Source organism: Ectopseudomonas oleovorans (assembly GCF_029845265.1).
Taxonomy (GTDB): domain Bacteria; phylum Pseudomonadota; class Gammaproteobacteria; order Pseudomonadales; family Pseudomonadaceae; genus Aquipseudomonas; species Aquipseudomonas oleovorans.
The window spans coordinates 1-13,162 of record NZ_JAOCLK010000024.1 but is presented as its reverse complement, the minus strand read 5'-3'; the positions used below and the strand labels follow the sequence as shown (position 1 = coordinate 13,162).

General features: G+C 64.8%; 15 protein-coding genes. 9 read left to right on the top strand and 6 right to left on the bottom strand.

What is annotated here, in order from left to right:
* Positions 1-3 precede the first annotated feature (3 nt).
* Together zigA and N5J71_RS13465 are read left to right on the top strand one after the other, a co-directional pair.
* Positions 4-1,209 carry a zinc metallochaperone GTPase ZigA gene (zigA, locus tag N5J71_RS13470; protein ID WP_279917015.1) on the top strand — a complete coding sequence of 402 codons (1,206 nt, stop codon included), beginning with the start codon at positions 4-6 and terminating at the stop codon, positions 1,207-1,209.
* Positions 1,209-1,853, top strand: coding sequence for a DUF1826 domain-containing protein (locus N5J71_RS13465; protein ID WP_279917014.1), 645 nt, complete (start codon positions 1,209-1,211; stop codon positions 1,851-1,853). Before zigA ends, N5J71_RS13465 begins: the two co-directional genes overlap by 1 nt.
* A 339-nt stretch (positions 1,854-2,192) precedes the next feature.
* Here N5J71_RS13465 and N5J71_RS13460 read toward each other — a convergent pair whose 3' ends face one another.
* Positions 2,193-2,543 carry an NADH:ubiquinone oxidoreductase gene (locus N5J71_RS13460; protein ID WP_125874615.1) on the bottom strand — a complete coding sequence of 117 codons (351 nt, stop codon included), beginning with the start codon at positions 2,541-2,543 and terminating at the stop codon, positions 2,193-2,195.
* Between the two features lie 95 nt (positions 2,544-2,638).
* Here N5J71_RS13460 and N5J71_RS13455 point away from each other — a divergent pair, with 95 nt between their 5' ends.
* Both N5J71_RS13455 and N5J71_RS13450 read left to right on the top strand, forming a co-directional pair.
* A complete protein-coding gene (locus tag N5J71_RS13455; RefSeq protein ID WP_279917013.1) occupies positions 2,639-3,619 on the top strand; it encodes a CobW family GTP-binding protein in 981 nt (326 codons plus the stop codon).
* A gap of 34 nt (positions 3,620-3,653) precedes the next feature.
* Positions 3,654-4,532, top strand: a complete 879-nt coding sequence (locus tag N5J71_RS13450; protein ID WP_003464779.1) for an alpha/beta fold hydrolase — start codon at positions 3,654-3,656, stop codon at positions 4,530-4,532.
* 95 nt (positions 4,533-4,627) lie between these two features.
* On the opposite strand, the gene N5J71_RS13445 is transcribed toward N5J71_RS13450, so the two are convergent.
* Positions 4,628-5,023 carry a DUF3301 domain-containing protein gene (locus N5J71_RS13445; RefSeq protein ID WP_003464776.1) on the bottom strand — a complete coding sequence of 132 codons (396 nt, stop codon included), beginning with the start codon at positions 5,021-5,023 and terminating at the stop codon, positions 4,628-4,630.
* Positions 5,024-5,195: 172 nt separating this feature from the next.
* On the opposite strand from N5J71_RS13445, the gene N5J71_RS13440 reads away from it, so the two are divergent.
* Entirely contained in the window at positions 5,196-5,570 is a 375-nt protein-coding gene (locus N5J71_RS13440) for a TFIIB-type zinc ribbon-containing protein (RefSeq protein ID WP_003464775.1), read from the top strand.
* On the opposite strand, the gene N5J71_RS13435 is transcribed toward N5J71_RS13440, so the two are convergent.
* Positions 5,561-6,058, bottom strand: a complete 498-nt coding sequence (locus tag N5J71_RS13435; protein ID WP_003464774.1) for an acyl-CoA thioesterase — start codon at positions 6,056-6,058, stop codon at positions 5,561-5,563. The two genes, N5J71_RS13440 and N5J71_RS13435, sit on opposite strands and share 10 nt — an antisense overlap.
* 84 nt (positions 6,059-6,142) lie before the next feature.
* Between N5J71_RS13435 and N5J71_RS13430 the strand changes: the two genes are divergently transcribed.
* Together N5J71_RS13430 and N5J71_RS13425 are read left to right on the top strand one after the other, a co-directional pair.
* Entirely contained in the window at positions 6,143-6,862 is a 720-nt protein-coding gene (locus N5J71_RS13430) for a tetratricopeptide repeat protein (protein WP_279917012.1), read from the top strand.
* Positions 6,859-8,121, top strand: coding sequence for a hypothetical protein (locus N5J71_RS13425; RefSeq protein ID WP_125874610.1), 1,263 nt, complete (start codon positions 6,859-6,861; stop codon positions 8,119-8,121). The genes N5J71_RS13430 and N5J71_RS13425 overlap by 4 nt, the downstream gene beginning before the upstream one ends.
* Before the next feature lie 47 nt (positions 8,122-8,168).
* Here N5J71_RS13425 and N5J71_RS13420 read toward each other — a convergent pair whose 3' ends face one another.
* Together N5J71_RS13420 and N5J71_RS13415 are read right to left on the bottom strand one after the other, a co-directional pair.
* Positions 8,169-9,536, bottom strand: coding sequence for a glutamine synthetase family protein (locus tag N5J71_RS13420; protein ID WP_279917011.1), 1,368 nt, complete (start codon positions 9,534-9,536; stop codon positions 8,169-8,171).
* Positions 9,537-9,626: 90 nt separating this feature from the next.
* Positions 9,627-11,018 carry an aspartate aminotransferase family protein gene (locus N5J71_RS13415; protein ID WP_279917010.1) on the bottom strand — a complete coding sequence of 464 codons (1,392 nt, stop codon included), beginning with the start codon at positions 11,016-11,018 and terminating at the stop codon, positions 9,627-9,629.
* 240 nt (positions 11,019-11,258) lie between these two features.
* Between N5J71_RS13415 and N5J71_RS13410 the strand changes: the two genes are divergently transcribed.
* The gene (locus N5J71_RS13410; RefSeq protein ID WP_003464769.1) at positions 11,259-11,912 is read left to right on the top strand and encodes a GntR family transcriptional regulator; all 654 of its coding nucleotides are present in this window, start codon (positions 11,259-11,261) and stop codon (positions 11,910-11,912) included.
* 153 nt (positions 11,913-12,065) lie between these two features.
* Here N5J71_RS13410 and N5J71_RS13405 read toward each other — a convergent pair whose 3' ends face one another.
* Entirely contained in the window at positions 12,066-12,473 is a 408-nt protein-coding gene (locus N5J71_RS13405; RefSeq protein ID WP_279917008.1) for an SMI1/KNR4 family protein, read from the bottom strand.
* Positions 12,474-12,578: 105 nt separating this feature from the next.
* Here N5J71_RS13405 and N5J71_RS13400 point away from each other — a divergent pair, with 105 nt between their 5' ends.
* On the top strand, positions 12,579-13,049 hold the full coding sequence (locus N5J71_RS13400) for a GNAT family N-acetyltransferase (protein WP_279917007.1): 471 nt from the start codon (positions 12,579-12,581) through the stop codon (positions 13,047-13,049).
* The last annotated feature ends 113 nt before the right edge of the window (positions 13,050-13,162 follow it).

The window sequence follows — 13,162 nt, the reverse complement described above, 5'->3', positions numbered from 1 at the left end:
CCCATGAATCAGCGTCTACCCGTTACCGTGCTGTCCGGCTTTCTTGGCGCCGGCAAGAGCACCCTGCTCAACCATGTGCTGAAGAACCGTGAAGGCCGCAAGGTCGCCGTGATCGTCAACGACATGAGTGAGATCAATATCGACGGCGCCACCGTCCAGCAGGACGTCAGCCTCAACCGCGCCGAAGAGAAGCTGGTGGAGATGAGCAACGGCTGCATCTGCTGCACCCTGCGTGAAGACCTGCTCGACGAGGTCAGCCGCCTGGCCAGCGAAGGCCGCTTCGACTACCTGCTGATCGAATCCACCGGCATCAGCGAGCCGCTGCCGGTAGCCGAGACCTTCACCTTCCGCGACGAGCAGGGGCGCAGCCTGTCCGACCTGGCGCGGCTGGATACGATGGTCACGGTGGTCGACGGGGTGAACTTCCTGCGCGATTTCCATGAGGCCGACAGCCTGGCCAGCCGGGGCGAAACCCTCGGCGAGGAGGACGAACGCTCGATCACCGACCTGCTGATCGAGCAAGTGGAGTTCGCCGACGTCATCCTGATCAGCAAGATCGACCTGATCAGCCAGGCCGAGCGCGAGGAGTTGATGGCCATCCTCCGTGGGCTCAACACCCACGCCGACATTCAGGCCATGAGCATGGGCCAGATCGCCCTGGACAAGATCCTCGACACCGGCCGCTTCGACTTCGACCGCGCCTCGCAGGCGCCGGGTTGGCTCAAGGAGCTGCGCGGCGAGCACGTGCCGGAAACCGAGGAATACGGCATCGCCTCCAGCGCTTACCGCGCGCGCCGGCCGTTCCATCCGCAGCGCTTCTTCGATTTCCTCTCGCAGGAATGGCGCAACGGCCGACTGCTGCGCTCCAAGGGCTTCTTCTGGCTGGCCAGCAAGTACCAGGAAGCCGGCAGCTGGTCGCAGGCCGGCGGCCTGATGCGCCACGGCCTGGCCGGGCGCTGGTGGCGCTTCGTGGCCAAGCAGCACTGGCCGCAGGACGAGGAAGGTCTGCAGACGATCATGAAGCACTGGAGCGCCGAAGTCGGCGATTGCCGTCAGGAGCTGGTATTCATTGGCCAGAACATCGACTTCCCGCAGTTGGTGCGTGAGCTGGACGACTGCCTGCTGACCGATGAGGAAATGGCCGGCGGCCCGGAGGCCTGGTGCCTGCTCGCTGACCCCTTCGGTGCATGGCAGCAGGAGGCCGCCTGATGTTCGCCCTGCAGTTGCCGAACCTGTCCCGGCAGGTGCTGGGCGAGGATATCCAGGTGCTCAGCGAGGTGCTGCATGACGGCGTCAATCTGGCCGTCTGGCAGCGCCGCCTGCCGGCGCAGATCGCCGACTTCGCCGAGGCGCTGCTGGCGCAGAACGAGCCGCTGGCGCAGTCCATCACCCTGGAGCTGTCGCGTGTGGACAGCGAACCGAACCTGACCGGCCTGGTGGCGCAGTATGCCGATCTGCCGGGTCAGGCGGCCTTTCTCGCCGACGTGGCCTGGCTGGTGCGGGCTTACGCCTGCCTGCTCGACGCCCGGCGCATAGGCCTGCGCCTGCGCGCGCTGGACAAGGCCATGTGCCCGCGTTTTCACGTCGACCACGTGCCGTTGCGGCTGATCACCAGCTATGCCGGGGTTGGCAGCGAGTGGCTGGAGGAGGGCGCGATGCCGCGCAGCAAGCTCGGTCAGCCGGGCGCAGAGCCGCAGGACGAGGCGTTGATCCAGCATCTCGATGCCGGCCATGTGGCGCTGGCCAAGGGCGAGAAATGGCACGGCAACGAGGGACGCGGGCTGATCCACCGCTCGCCGCAGCCACCGGCGGGCGAGCGGCGCCTGTTGTTGACCCTGGATTGGTTGGCCTGAATATCGCCCGCTGACGACGGCAGGAGCCCCGCCTCGGGGCGAAGCGATCGTGGTTGTTCAGGAAACCTGCGGCGTGATCACTGTTCGCCGCGAGGCGCGGCTCCTACGAGAAATGATCCACTGCAATGGGGCATAACAAAAAAATAGGCCGGAGCGACTGCCCCGGCCTTAAGCACCAAGAGATCATGCCGACGCGTGACTCGGCATGAGGGTTACGTGAGGTACCCGAGGTCATTAAGCGCCTGTTGGGTGAAAGTTTGATGTCAGCGTTTCCGCGTAGGGCGGGTGCAACCCGCCAAGCAGGGAGTGGCGGGTTGCACCCGCCCTACAACACTCGGCTCAGGGCTTGATCCACTGGCCCTGATACTGCGTCTTGCAGGCCGGCTCCAGGTACAACGCGTCGCTGGCCACGCCGTAGTAGTGGATGTCCTGCTGGTACAGGCCGCTGCCGGCGCGCGCATTCTGGCAAACGCCATGGGCACCCTTGGGGCACTGCGCGACGAACTCCACCTCGACCGTCTGGCCTTGCAACTGCGGCTGGCAGAAGCCCTCGCGAAACAGCGTGGCGGGGATGTTGCGATTCTCCTGGCAGACCTTCACGTCCAGGCGTTCGGCCTGGCTATGCACCACGCAGGCTTCGGCCAGGGCCAGGCCCGGCAGCAGGGAAAACAGCAACAGCCATGCACGCATCGTTTCGACTCCCGAAAAACTGCCGGCGAATCTAACATGCTGCTTAATCGCAGTCTGTGCTGGTACTTGTCTGGCGAACCACCGAACATACATTCATGCTCAGTCAAATCCCTACCCACCTCATTGCCGGCCCGCTCGGTGCCGGCAAGACCACGTTGATCCGTCACCTGCTGGCGCAGAAACCGGCGGGCGAGCGCTGGGCGGTGCTGATCAACGAATTCGGCCAGATCGGTCTGGACGCCGCCTTGCTCGAGCAGGGCGACGACGGCATCGCCCTGGCCGAAGTGGCAGGTGGTTGCCTGTGCTGCGTCAATGGCGCGCCGTTTCAGGTTGGCCTCGGGCGCCTGCTGCGCAAGGCCAGGCCCGACCGCCTGCTGATCGAGCCGTCCGGCCTGGGGCATCCGGCGCAGGTGCTGGCGCAATTGCGCCAGCCGCCCTGGCTCGGTGTGTTGGCCGTGCAACCGGCACTGCTGGTGCTGGATGCTGCCGCGCTGGCTAGCGGTCAGCCGCTGCCGGACGTGCAGCGTCAGGCGCTGGCTGAGGCCGGCTTGCTGCTGTTGAACAAGAGCGAAGGCTTGGACGCCGAGGCGCGAGCGCGGATTGCTACCGATCTGCCATCCGTGCCGCTGCACTGGACCGCGCAGGGCCGGCTCGACCTGGCCCTGTTGCCGAGGCTGGCGGCGCAGGCCTCGCCCATCGGGGTGAGCGCCGAGTTACCCACAGCTGCACCCGGCCTGGCGCAGATCTGGCGCAACGCCGCCGAGCCTGTCTGCCAGGTGCAGGATCAGGTCGAAGGCTGGAGTATCGGCTGGCGCTGGCACCCGAGCCAGCGTTTCGACCTCGAGCAGGTCAGCCGCTGGCTGCAAAGCCTGGGTTGGCGCAGGGCCAAGGCCGTGCTGCATGGTGCCGCCGGCTGGCACTCGTTGAATGCCTTGCAGGGGCAAGCGTTGGCGGCCTGGAGTCCGAGCGAATGGCGCAGGGACTCACGGTTGGAGCTGATCTTCGATCAGGCACAGAGCGTCGACGTGCTGACTACCTCCTTCGCCACCTGTCGAATCCGGGCGACAGACTGCTAAACTCGCCGCGCTTTCGTCGCTGTGGATAACCTCAATGCAACTGCTGCCCTGGTCTCACGACACCTCTGCCGGCTTCACCCTGCGCGGCTGGCACACGCCGCCGTCGGGCAAGCCGCTGCTGCATTTCCTGCACGGCAATGGCTATTGCGGGCGTGTCTACACGCCGATGCTGGCGCTGCTGGCCGAGGACTTCGACCTCTGGCTGTGCGATGTGCAGGGCCATGGTGACAGCGACCATGGCGGCCGCTTTCACGGCTGGAACCGCAACGCTGAGCTGGCGGTGGAGGCCTTCGATACCCTGCGAGGACCGTTCGGCGACGTGCCGCGCTTCGCCCTTGGTCACAGCTTCGGCGGTGTGCTCACCAGCCTGATCCTGGCGCGTCATCCCGAGCTGTTCCGCCGTGCCGTGCTGCTCGATCCAGTGCTATTTAGCCCAGCGATGATCGGGGTGATGGCATTGTCCGACGTGGTCGGCCTGGCGCAGCGCACCGGCATGGCGAAGAAGGCGCAGAAGCGCCGCCGGCAATGGCCGGATCGTGCCAGCGCGCACGCCGCACTGCATGGTCGTGGCATGTTCCGTGGCTGGGACGAGGCGGCATTCGACGCCTATATCGAGCATGCGCTGAAGGAGGTCGAGGGCGGTGTCGAACTCAAGTGTCGACCCAGCCGCGAGGCGGATATTTTCGGTTCCTTCCCGCGGCGCCTGTGGCCTTCGCTGGCCAAGGTGACGACGCCGACCGAAGTGATTCACGGCTCACGCACCTATCCCTTCGTTGCCAAGTCCGTGGCGCGCTGGTGCGCGAGCAACCCCCATGTGCGCAGTCAGGTGGTGCCGGGTGGGCACTGCTTCATGCAGGAGCAACCGGCAGACAGCGCCGAGCGCGTGGCTGACTTTCTGCTGCAGCGCAGCTGATAGATCTCTACATCATGTAGGAGCCGGCTTGCCGGCGATCAAGTAGCGCAATATCACCGGCAAGCCGGCTCCTACGATTGAGGCTGCACGCTGCTCTACTGCGCCTTGCGCCGCCAGTCTTCCAGGCGGATGACGTTGCCTGGCTGCTGCACCGCAACCGGCTCGGGTTGCGGCTCCAGTATCGGATGGGGCTGCAGTTCGATGCGGCCGAGATGCGGGCCGAACATGCTGATATGCCCGCGCAGTCGTTGCTCGCCGGTGACGGTGAACTCGAAGTCATAGAGTCGCGCCAGGCGCCGGTGGCCCTTGCCGTCGCGCTGGATGGCCAGGCGGCGCAGCGCCACGGCACCGTCGAGCAACTCCACGTCGAGCTTGGCGCAGTGCTGCTTGGCGAACGCCAGTGCACGCTCGCGAATACCATGGCCGCGCCACAGCCAGGCGCAGACGGCAGCGAACAGCATCAGCAGGAAGACATCGAACAGGTTGATCATGACGACTCCAGATCCGGGAGACAGAGCTTAGCCTATCCGCCAAGTAGTTCTCAGGGTCGCTCTTGCTCTCGTATTTGCCCTAGGGTCTGTTGCCGTTTCGTCGCGGCCGTGCGCGAAACGGCAACAGACCCTAGATTAGCGTTCGCGCACTCAATAGGAAAAGGACGTCACCATGCATTGCCCCGCCTGCCGTACGACTCGCCTGCAACCAGCAAAACTCGAAGATGGCCTGCTTGGCCATGGCAGTGCACAGTGCCAAGGCACACTGGTCAGCCTGCTGCACTACCGCGACTGGGCCGAGCGCCAGCCAGCACACGAGACATCAGTTGAGCTGGCCGCCGAGGCCGAAGCGGGCGAAACCAGTCATGCCCTGAGTTGCCCCAAGTGCGCCAAGCTGATGAGCAAGTTTCAGTTCAGCGGCACCCGTGCCAACCGTCTCGACCTATGCGGTACTTGCGACGAAGCCTGGCTGGACAGTGGCGAATGGCAATTGCTCAAGGATCATCCGCAGCGTCGCGAACTGCTGTTCTACATCGGTCACGATTGAGGGTCGTTCTTCTCCTCGCTCAACGCCCGATAACGCTGCTGCAGCTCTTCACGAATCTGCCGGCGCTGTTTGGCCTGGCGCTGACGGCGCAGGCCGTCGGGTGTGTCCGGGTGCAGTTCGGGCACCACTGCCGGGCGACCCTGCTCGTCCATCGCCACCATGGTGAAGAAGCTGCTGTTGGTATGGCGTACCGAGCGTTCGCGGATGTTCTCGGTGATCACCTTGATGCCGACTTCCATGGAGGTGCGACCGCAATAGTTGACCGAGGCGAGGAAGGTGACCATTTCGCCGACATGCACCGGCTCGCGAAAGATCACCTGATCCACCGACAGCGTCACCACATAGCGCCCTGCGTAGCGGCTGGCGCAGGCGTAGGCGACTTCGTCCATGTATTTAAGCAGGGTGCCGCCGTGGACGTTGCCCGAGAAGTTGGCCATGTCCGGGGTCATCAGTACGGTCATCGTGAGTTGTGCGGTTCCGGCTTCCATGGTGACTCCGAAATTGGGAGGCTGTGCGCTGCCGCGCTGTGCGTCGCCCGGCTAATATGGGGTTTTGCTTGGTTAGGATGCCAGATGATGCCCTTGCGCCACATTCCCCTTATGTTGCTTGGCCTGCTCGCGCTGCCGGCACTGGCAGAACAAACGTGCGATACACCGGCGCAGTGCAACCAGGAGGGCACGGCCGCCTATCAGGCCGGTCGTTTCGAGGCGGCCATCGAGTCCTTCGAACGTCAGCTGCGTCGCGTCGAGAACGAAGATGAAGCTGGGATCGAGCTCGCCGTTAACAATCTGATGCTGGCCAACCTGCGCGCCGATGACGCCGGCATGGCCCGCGCCTGGCTGCAGTTGGCACTGGACACCAATCTTTATGGTTCGGCAACGCGGCACAACCTGATCAAGGTTACCCAGGCGCTGGATTACCCGGCACTGAGTGCCAGCCCGGTAGGCCGCTACCTGCGCTACAGCGGCCAGGCGGTGTGGAGCGAACTGCAGATCAGCGAGATTCCTGGCGGTGGTTATCACGTCAGCTTTGCGCCGTTGCGCGCGGGGGCGCGGGTCGAGGAGTACGGCCCGGCGGCTGTCGGTGGGCTTGAGGGCAAGCTGGTCGGCGACGCTGTGCAGATGCGCCTGGAGGATGCCGCGCTGAATGCCGGTTGCGCGGTGAGTCTGTTGCGCGAGGGAATCTCGCTGCGCGTGCTGGAAGTGTTCGCCGATGGCTGCCAGGACTATGGCGGCATGGGCATCAGCGTGGCGGGCGACTACATCAAGGTCGATGCGCAGGTGCGTCCGTGAGCCGACGGGCCGGCCTGCTGGGTGCTGTGATTCTGGTGCTGGCGCTGCTGGTCGGTGGCAGCGCCTGGCTGCGTGATGAGCCGCCTGGCGCCCAGGTGCAGGACTGGCAGCAGCAGGTGCAGGCGGCGACCGGCGAAAGCCGCGCGTACCTTTTCCTCAACGGGATCGATGCGCCTTTCGATGAGCAGCCCGAGGCACTGGGTAAGGCCCGTCTGCAGCACTACGAGCGCTGGTACGCCGGGCGCGGCGTGACCGATAGCGATTATTCGGGGCCGACCGTTGCCAGCCTGTCGTTGCCAGAAGGGCGACTGTTCTGCCGAATCGAGGCGCTCGGCTGCTTCGACAGCCTGCTGGCACAGGCCGACCTGGGCAGCCGTATCGCCCCCGATTGGTTCGCTCTGCAGCGGCGCTACTGGGATTTTCTCAACATGGACGACTACCGCACGCTGACCTCGGTGAGTGTCGCCGAGCCGGTACCGCGACTCACTTATGTGTACGCGGGCCAGCAGGTGCTCAATCTACTGATGCTGCAAATGGCCCGTGATGGTCAGGGTGATGTGGCACAGGGAGGGCTGCGCGAGGAGCTCAGGCTACTGCGCCAGCAACTGGCGCGTGCGGACAACCTGGTGCTGAAGATGCTGCTGGGCGTGTTGGTCAACCGCAATCTGGAATGGCAGGTCCGCCTGTATCGCCAGGGGCTGATCCCGCGCCCGTCGGTTCCGAAGCCGTTCAGCGTGGACGAGCGCTCGCTGCTCAAGCCCATGCAGCGCGAGTTCTACGGTATCGCGCAGATGTATGCGCAACTGCCGGAGAGCGTCTCCGGCCGGGAATACCTTGGCCTGCAGCTGTTCTTCCGCCCGCAGATGACCATCAACGCCAGCCTGGCGCCGTATGCGCGGGCTGTGCAGTTGTCGCAGCTGGAGCCAGAGGCGTTTGCCGCAGCGATGCAGGAGCCGGCTCCCGGGCCGGCCTCGGTTGGCGGCATACGCAACCGGGCCGGCAATATCCTGCTGACCGTTGCCGGCCCTGACATGCGCCGGTATGCCGGGCGTTTGCACGACCTGGAGGCCAAGCGCCGTTTGCTGGCCGTGGTGGTGAGCCTGCCTCCGGGGCCTTTCGATGCCGAGCAGCTGGCCAACATGCCGGATGCCCGCAACCCCTACCATCCGACACAGCTGGCCGAGCCCGATGGACGCGGCCAGCTGTGTTTCGACGGCCCGCACGAGGCGGGATTCAATGGGCGTTGCATGCCGCTGTAGATAAGGGTGTGCGGCAGGGCTCGCCGCCAACTCATCGTCCGCGACGATCAGGCGTGGGTCAGGTACCAGCGCCAGTCCTGCTCGCCCACTTCGCCCATGAACTGGCGGAACTCGGCCCATTTGATCGCCAGGAATACCTTGAGAAAATCCTCGCCCAGCGCTTCGCGCGCCCAGCTCGAACCTTCCAGGTTGCGCAGGGCGGTGAGCCAGTCGGTGGGCAGGGTTTCGCGCGCCTGCTCGTAGCCGTTGCCGACGATGGCCTGACCCGGATCGATCTGCTCGCGGATGCCCTTGTGGATGCCGGCGAGGATCGCCGCCGCGGCCAGGTAGGGGTTGGCGTCGGCGCCGCAGATACGGTGCTCGACGTGGCGGCTGCCCGCCGGCCCGCCCGGCACGCGGAACGACACGGTGCGGTTGTTCACCCCCCAGCTCTTGGCCAGCGGCGCGTAGCTGTTGGCCTGGAAGCGGCGGAAGGAGTTGGCGTTGGGGCAGAAGATCGCCAGGGCATCGTTGAGTGTGGCCATCATGCCGCCGATGGCATGGCGCAGTAGCGGCGTACCTTGTGGGTCTTCGCTGGCCATCAGGTTGTTGCCCTCGGCATCGGCCAGCGATACGTGCATATGCATGCCGCTGCCGGCCAGGTCGCCGAACGGCTTGGCCATGAAGCAGGCCTGCAGCCCATGCTTGTTGGCCACGCCCTTGACCAGACGCTTGTAGCGAACCCCTTCGTCCACTGCCTGCAGTGCATCGAAACGGTGCTCCAGGGTCAGCTCTAGCTGGCCCGGCGCGTATTCGGAGATGGCCGTGCGCACCGGCAGGCCCTGCGCCTCGCAGGCGGCGTAGAGGTCGTCGAGGAACGGCTGCATCTGCTCCAGCTCGTACACGCCGTAGACCTGCGGCGCCTGTGGGCGCACGCCGTTCATCTGCACGGCGGGCTGCGGGCGACCATTGGCGTCGCGCTGCTTGTCCAGCAGGTAGAACTCCAGCTCCACTGCCATCACCGGGTGATAGCCGTCGGCCTTGAGCGCTTCGATGGTGCGGATCAGCACATGCCGCGGGTCGCCAGGCGTGGCCGGCAGGCCCTGGGTCGGGTGCATGCTTACCTGCAGTTGGCCGGTTGGCACCGTGCGCCAGGGCTGTAGGGTCAGGCTGCCGGGCAGCGGGTAGGTCCAGCAGTCGGCGTCGGCCACTTCCCAGACCAGGCCGCTTTCCTCGACGTCCTCGCCCTGGATGGTCAGCGACAGGATCGAGCTGGGCAGCGGTCGGCCGTTTTCGTAGATGGCCAGCAGCTCGTCGCGATGCAGCAGCTTGCCGCGTGGAATGCCGTTGGCGTCGATCAGCATCAGCTCGATGCTGCGCACCTCGGGGTGGCGTTCGAGGAAGTCGCGGGCTTCCTGCGGGTTGGCGAATTGCATGGTGATTCTCACAGTGAGTCGTTATCTCGTGGGAGGGGCTTTAGCGGCGACTGTCGCGGCTAAAGCCCCTCCCACAGGCTGATCGATGAATTACTCGCGGGCGCCGGGGATGGCCAGCAGCTCGGTGAGGGCTTGATCGAGCATCGTGATCAGCTTGTCCACATCCTGCGCTGTGGTGCTCGGGCAACACAGGGTCATATTGTGGAACGGGGTGATCAGGATGCCGCGGTTGATCAGGTACAGGTGCAGGGCCCTCTGCAGCTCGTCATGGAATGCCGCTTCAGCCTCGGCACCGGTGCGTGGCGACGTGGCGCAGAACTGGAATTCGCAGCGTGCGCCCAGCTCGGTCACCGACCAGTTCAGGTTGTGCTTGCCGATCAACTGACGCAAGCCCTCGGCCAGGCGCGCCGCCAGCGGCAGCATGTGGTCGTAGGCCGCCTGGGTCATCACCTGTTCCAGGTTGGCGCGCATGCAGTGCATGGCCAGGGCGTTGGCCGACAGGGTGGTGCCCATGCCGCTGTGGCCGTGACCGTGGCTTTCTTCACTGTCGCGCTGACGCGCCTTAGTCATGGCGCCTGCCATCTCTGCGCTGCAACCGAAGACGCCGCAAGGCACGCCGCCGGCGATGGGTTTGCCGACCACGAAGAAGTCCGGGTCGAGGCCCCACAGTCGCGTGCAGCCGCCGATGTCGGTGGAGATGGTGTGGGTTTCGTCGATGATCAGCAGGCTGCCGTACTTGCGCGTCAGCTCGCGGCACTTCTGCATAAAGCCCGGATCGGGCAGCACCATGCCGATATTGGTCATCGCCGGCTCGCAGAGCAGGGCGCAGACATCGCCCTGAGCCAGCGCCGCTTCCAGCGCCTCGACATCGTTGAAGGGTATGGCGCGGCTGTGCTCGGTCAGGTCATAGGCCTGGCCGACCAGACCGGAGCGGTGCACGGTCTGGCCATCGCGATGACGCACCATGACGTCGTCGACGGTGCCGTGGTAGCAGCCGTCGAACACCAGCAGGGTCTTGCGCTGAGTGATGGCGCGCGCCCAGCGCAGCACGTAGCGGTTGGAGTCGGTGGCGGTGGCGGTCACCTGCCAGTAGGGCAGGCCGAAGCGCTGGGCCAGCAGCTCGCCGCATACCACAGCGTCCTCGCCGGGCAGCATGGTGGTCAGGCCATTGTTCGCTTGCTCGGCGAGGGCGCGCGCGACCGGGTCGGGCGAGTGGCCGAACATGGTGCCGGTGTCGCCCAGGCAGAAGTCGATGTACTCGTGACCGTCCACATCGAAGAAACGTGCGCCCTTGGCACGTTCGACGAACAGTGGCACCGGCGTCGACCAATCGGCCATCCAGTGCATCGGTACGCCGCCGTACAGCGAGTGGCGGGCGCGTTCGGCCAGGGCCACCGACTTCGGGTTGCGTTCGAGGAAGCGCGCGCGCTCACGGGCAGCGAAGGTTTCCACGGCGGTTGCGGCGATACCACTGGCAGTCATCTTGAACACCTCGTTCGGATTTCCGCACATCATATTTTGTGATCACAGAAATCGCAATATCCACTTATTGAACCTATATGAGTTAGTATTTGGCTAACTTTGTGATCACAAAAAAATGAAGCAGACGAACGGCGATCACTCGTTCCTGTCGGCCCGATCTTCGTTCAATGGAGAAACTCATGCGTGACTGCCTGCTTACCCTCTCCCAGCTTCCTGCACCGCCAAAGGGGCATTGAAACCATGAGCGATAATCTGCAGGAACAGCTGTACCAACGTATTCGTGAGGGATTGCTGGCCGGACGTTTTCAGCCGGGGCAAGCCTTGAAGATCCGCGACCTGGCGGCCGAGTGGGGTACCAGCCCGATGCCGGTGCGTGCGGCTCTGCAACGTTTGGTGGCCGAGGGCGCGCTGGAGGGCGAGCAGCAGCGCTCGGTGCGCGTCCCGTCGATGACCCGCGAGCGCTACGAAAACATCTTTCAGGTGCGCCTGGCGCTGGAAGGCCTGGCAGTGGAGCTGGCCACGCCGCGTCTGGACAGCAGCGACCTGGCCCTGCTGCGTGACTGCGTGCAGCGCATGGACGCCGCCATCGAGCAGCGCCAGGTGCAGGACTACCTCAACGCCAACAGCCAGTTTCACCTGCATTTGTACGGTGCATGTGGCAACCCGGTGTTGCTGCGTTCGATCGAGTCGCTATGGCTGCAGATCGGCCCCTTCTTCAACCGCCTGTTCACCGGCGCCGACCTGTCGCTGCGGCTCAATGACTTTCATGAAGACGCCTTTGCCGCTATCGAAGCCGGCGATGCCAAGGGCGCTCGCCAGGCGATGGAACAGGATCTGCTTTACTTCGCGCGCTTTCTGCTCAACCTGCTAGCGTTGGAGCAGGGCGAGGTGTGAGGGCGCTGTTCGCGTAACTCGCTTGATGAGGTTCGCGGCTGAAGCCCCTCCCTCGGGGCTGAGTCTCGGAGACATATCGTGGGAGGCGCTTCAGCGGCGACGGCGTTCGCGAAGCCGATAGTCCGTATGGCGCACCCCAGGGCGAAGGCGTGATCAGCTTTCCAGCCAGACGTCACGGCACCAGTGCCAGACCGAGTCCCAGCTTTCGTCGGTCAGCTCGCCTTCGTCGCCATCCCACAGCCAGACCTGGCCTTCCACGTCCACGGCGTAGTAGTCGCGGCCGTCCTGGCACAGCGGCACCAGATCGCGTGGCAGGCCGAGGCTCCAGGCTTCGGCGGCGACTTCCGGCAGGTAGGTGTGCGAGTGCGGATCACTGGCGGTCACCGGCTCCAGGCGGCCGTAGACCACATCACTGACCTTGAGCAGGTATTCGCGCAGCTCGAAGGGCAAGTGGATGAGGATCTGCTCCTGAATCTCCACCAGGGTTTCTTCTTCCGGCAGCTCCAGCGGTACCGGTACCGGCTCGTTGAGTTCGCGCAACTGTTCGATGACTTCTTCCACGGCGTCGGCTCCTCATCTTGGGGGATCGGCTTTATACAGTAGCTGGCGGGGCGAGTGTAAACATGTCGCCGCCATCGGATAATGGCGCTATTGCGGAGCCTTCCCATGTCATCTGTCACCTGGCATTGCCTGCACCACCGCGAACTCGATACCGCCACCCTCTATGAACTGCTGGCGCTGCGCACCCAGGTGTTTGTGGTCGAGCAGAACTGTCCCTATCTGGAAACCGATGGTCAGGACCTGGTCGGCGATACCTGCCACCTGCTGGCGCGTGACGAGTCGGGGCTGGTGGGCTATCTGCGTCTGCTCGATCCGCAGCGTATGGAAGGCGAGGTGGTGATCGGTCGGGTGGTGATCGCCGAGCGGGCGCGTGGCACTGGCCTGGGCCACCGGCTGATGGAGCGGGCGCTGGTCGAGTGTGGTCAGCGTTGGCCGGGGGCGCCGGTTTATCTGTCGGCGCAGGCGCACCTGCAGGGCTACTACGGGCGTTATGGCTTCGTGGCGGTGACCGAGGTGTATCTGGAGGACGACATCCCGCATATCGGCATGCGCCGGGCTGCTACTGATCTGTCGTGAGGGGCTGTAGGAGCGGCTTCAGCCGCGATAACCGGCAAATGCCGAAATAAAAACCCGGGCAAGCCCTAATGCTGTTCACTTAAGGTTGCACACGTTTGGCTCCCCTCTCCCAT

Excerpts from the sequence above, each read along its gene's own strand:
- N5J71_RS13455 (WP_279917013.1), top strand. The coding sequence starts at position 2,639 with ATGCTCAGTCAAATCCCTACCCACCTCATTGCCGGCCCGCTCGGTGCC.
- N5J71_RS13430 (WP_279917012.1), top strand. The coding sequence starts at position 6,143 with ATGATGCCCTTGCGCCACATTCCCCTTATGTTGCTTGGCCTGCTCGCG.
- N5J71_RS13440 (WP_003464775.1), top strand. The coding sequence starts at position 5,196 with ATGCATTGCCCCGCCTGCCGTACGACTCGCCTGCAACCAGCAAAACTC.
- zigA (WP_279917015.1), top strand. The coding sequence starts at position 4 with ATGAATCAGCGTCTACCCGTTACCGTGCTGTCCGGCTTTCTTGGCGCC.
- N5J71_RS13450 (WP_003464779.1), top strand. The coding sequence starts at position 3,654 with ATGCAACTGCTGCCCTGGTCTCACGACACCTCTGCCGGCTTCACCCTG.
- N5J71_RS13460 (WP_125874615.1), bottom strand. The coding sequence starts at position 2,543 with ATGCGTGCATGGCTGTTGCTGTTTTCCCTGCTGCCGGGCCTGGCCCTG.
- N5J71_RS13420 (WP_279917011.1), bottom strand. The coding sequence starts at position 9,536 with ATGCAATTCGCCAACCCGCAGGAAGCCCGCGACTTCCTCGAACGCCAC.
- N5J71_RS13410 (WP_003464769.1), top strand. The coding sequence starts at position 11,259 with ATGAGCGATAATCTGCAGGAACAGCTGTACCAACGTATTCGTGAGGGA.
- N5J71_RS13465 (WP_279917014.1), top strand. The coding sequence starts at position 1,209 with ATGTTCGCCCTGCAGTTGCCGAACCTGTCCCGGCAGGTGCTGGGCGAG.
- N5J71_RS13400 (WP_279917007.1), top strand. The coding sequence starts at position 12,579 with ATGTCATCTGTCACCTGGCATTGCCTGCACCACCGCGAACTCGATACC.
- N5J71_RS13415 (WP_279917010.1), bottom strand. The coding sequence starts at position 11,018 with ATGACTGCCAGTGGTATCGCCGCAACCGCCGTGGAAACCTTCGCTGCC.
- N5J71_RS13435 (WP_003464774.1), bottom strand. The coding sequence starts at position 6,058 with ATGGAAGCCGGAACCGCACAACTCACGATGACCGTACTGATGACCCCG.
- N5J71_RS13445 (WP_003464776.1), bottom strand. The coding sequence starts at position 5,023 with ATGATCAACCTGTTCGATGTCTTCCTGCTGATGCTGTTCGCTGCCGTC.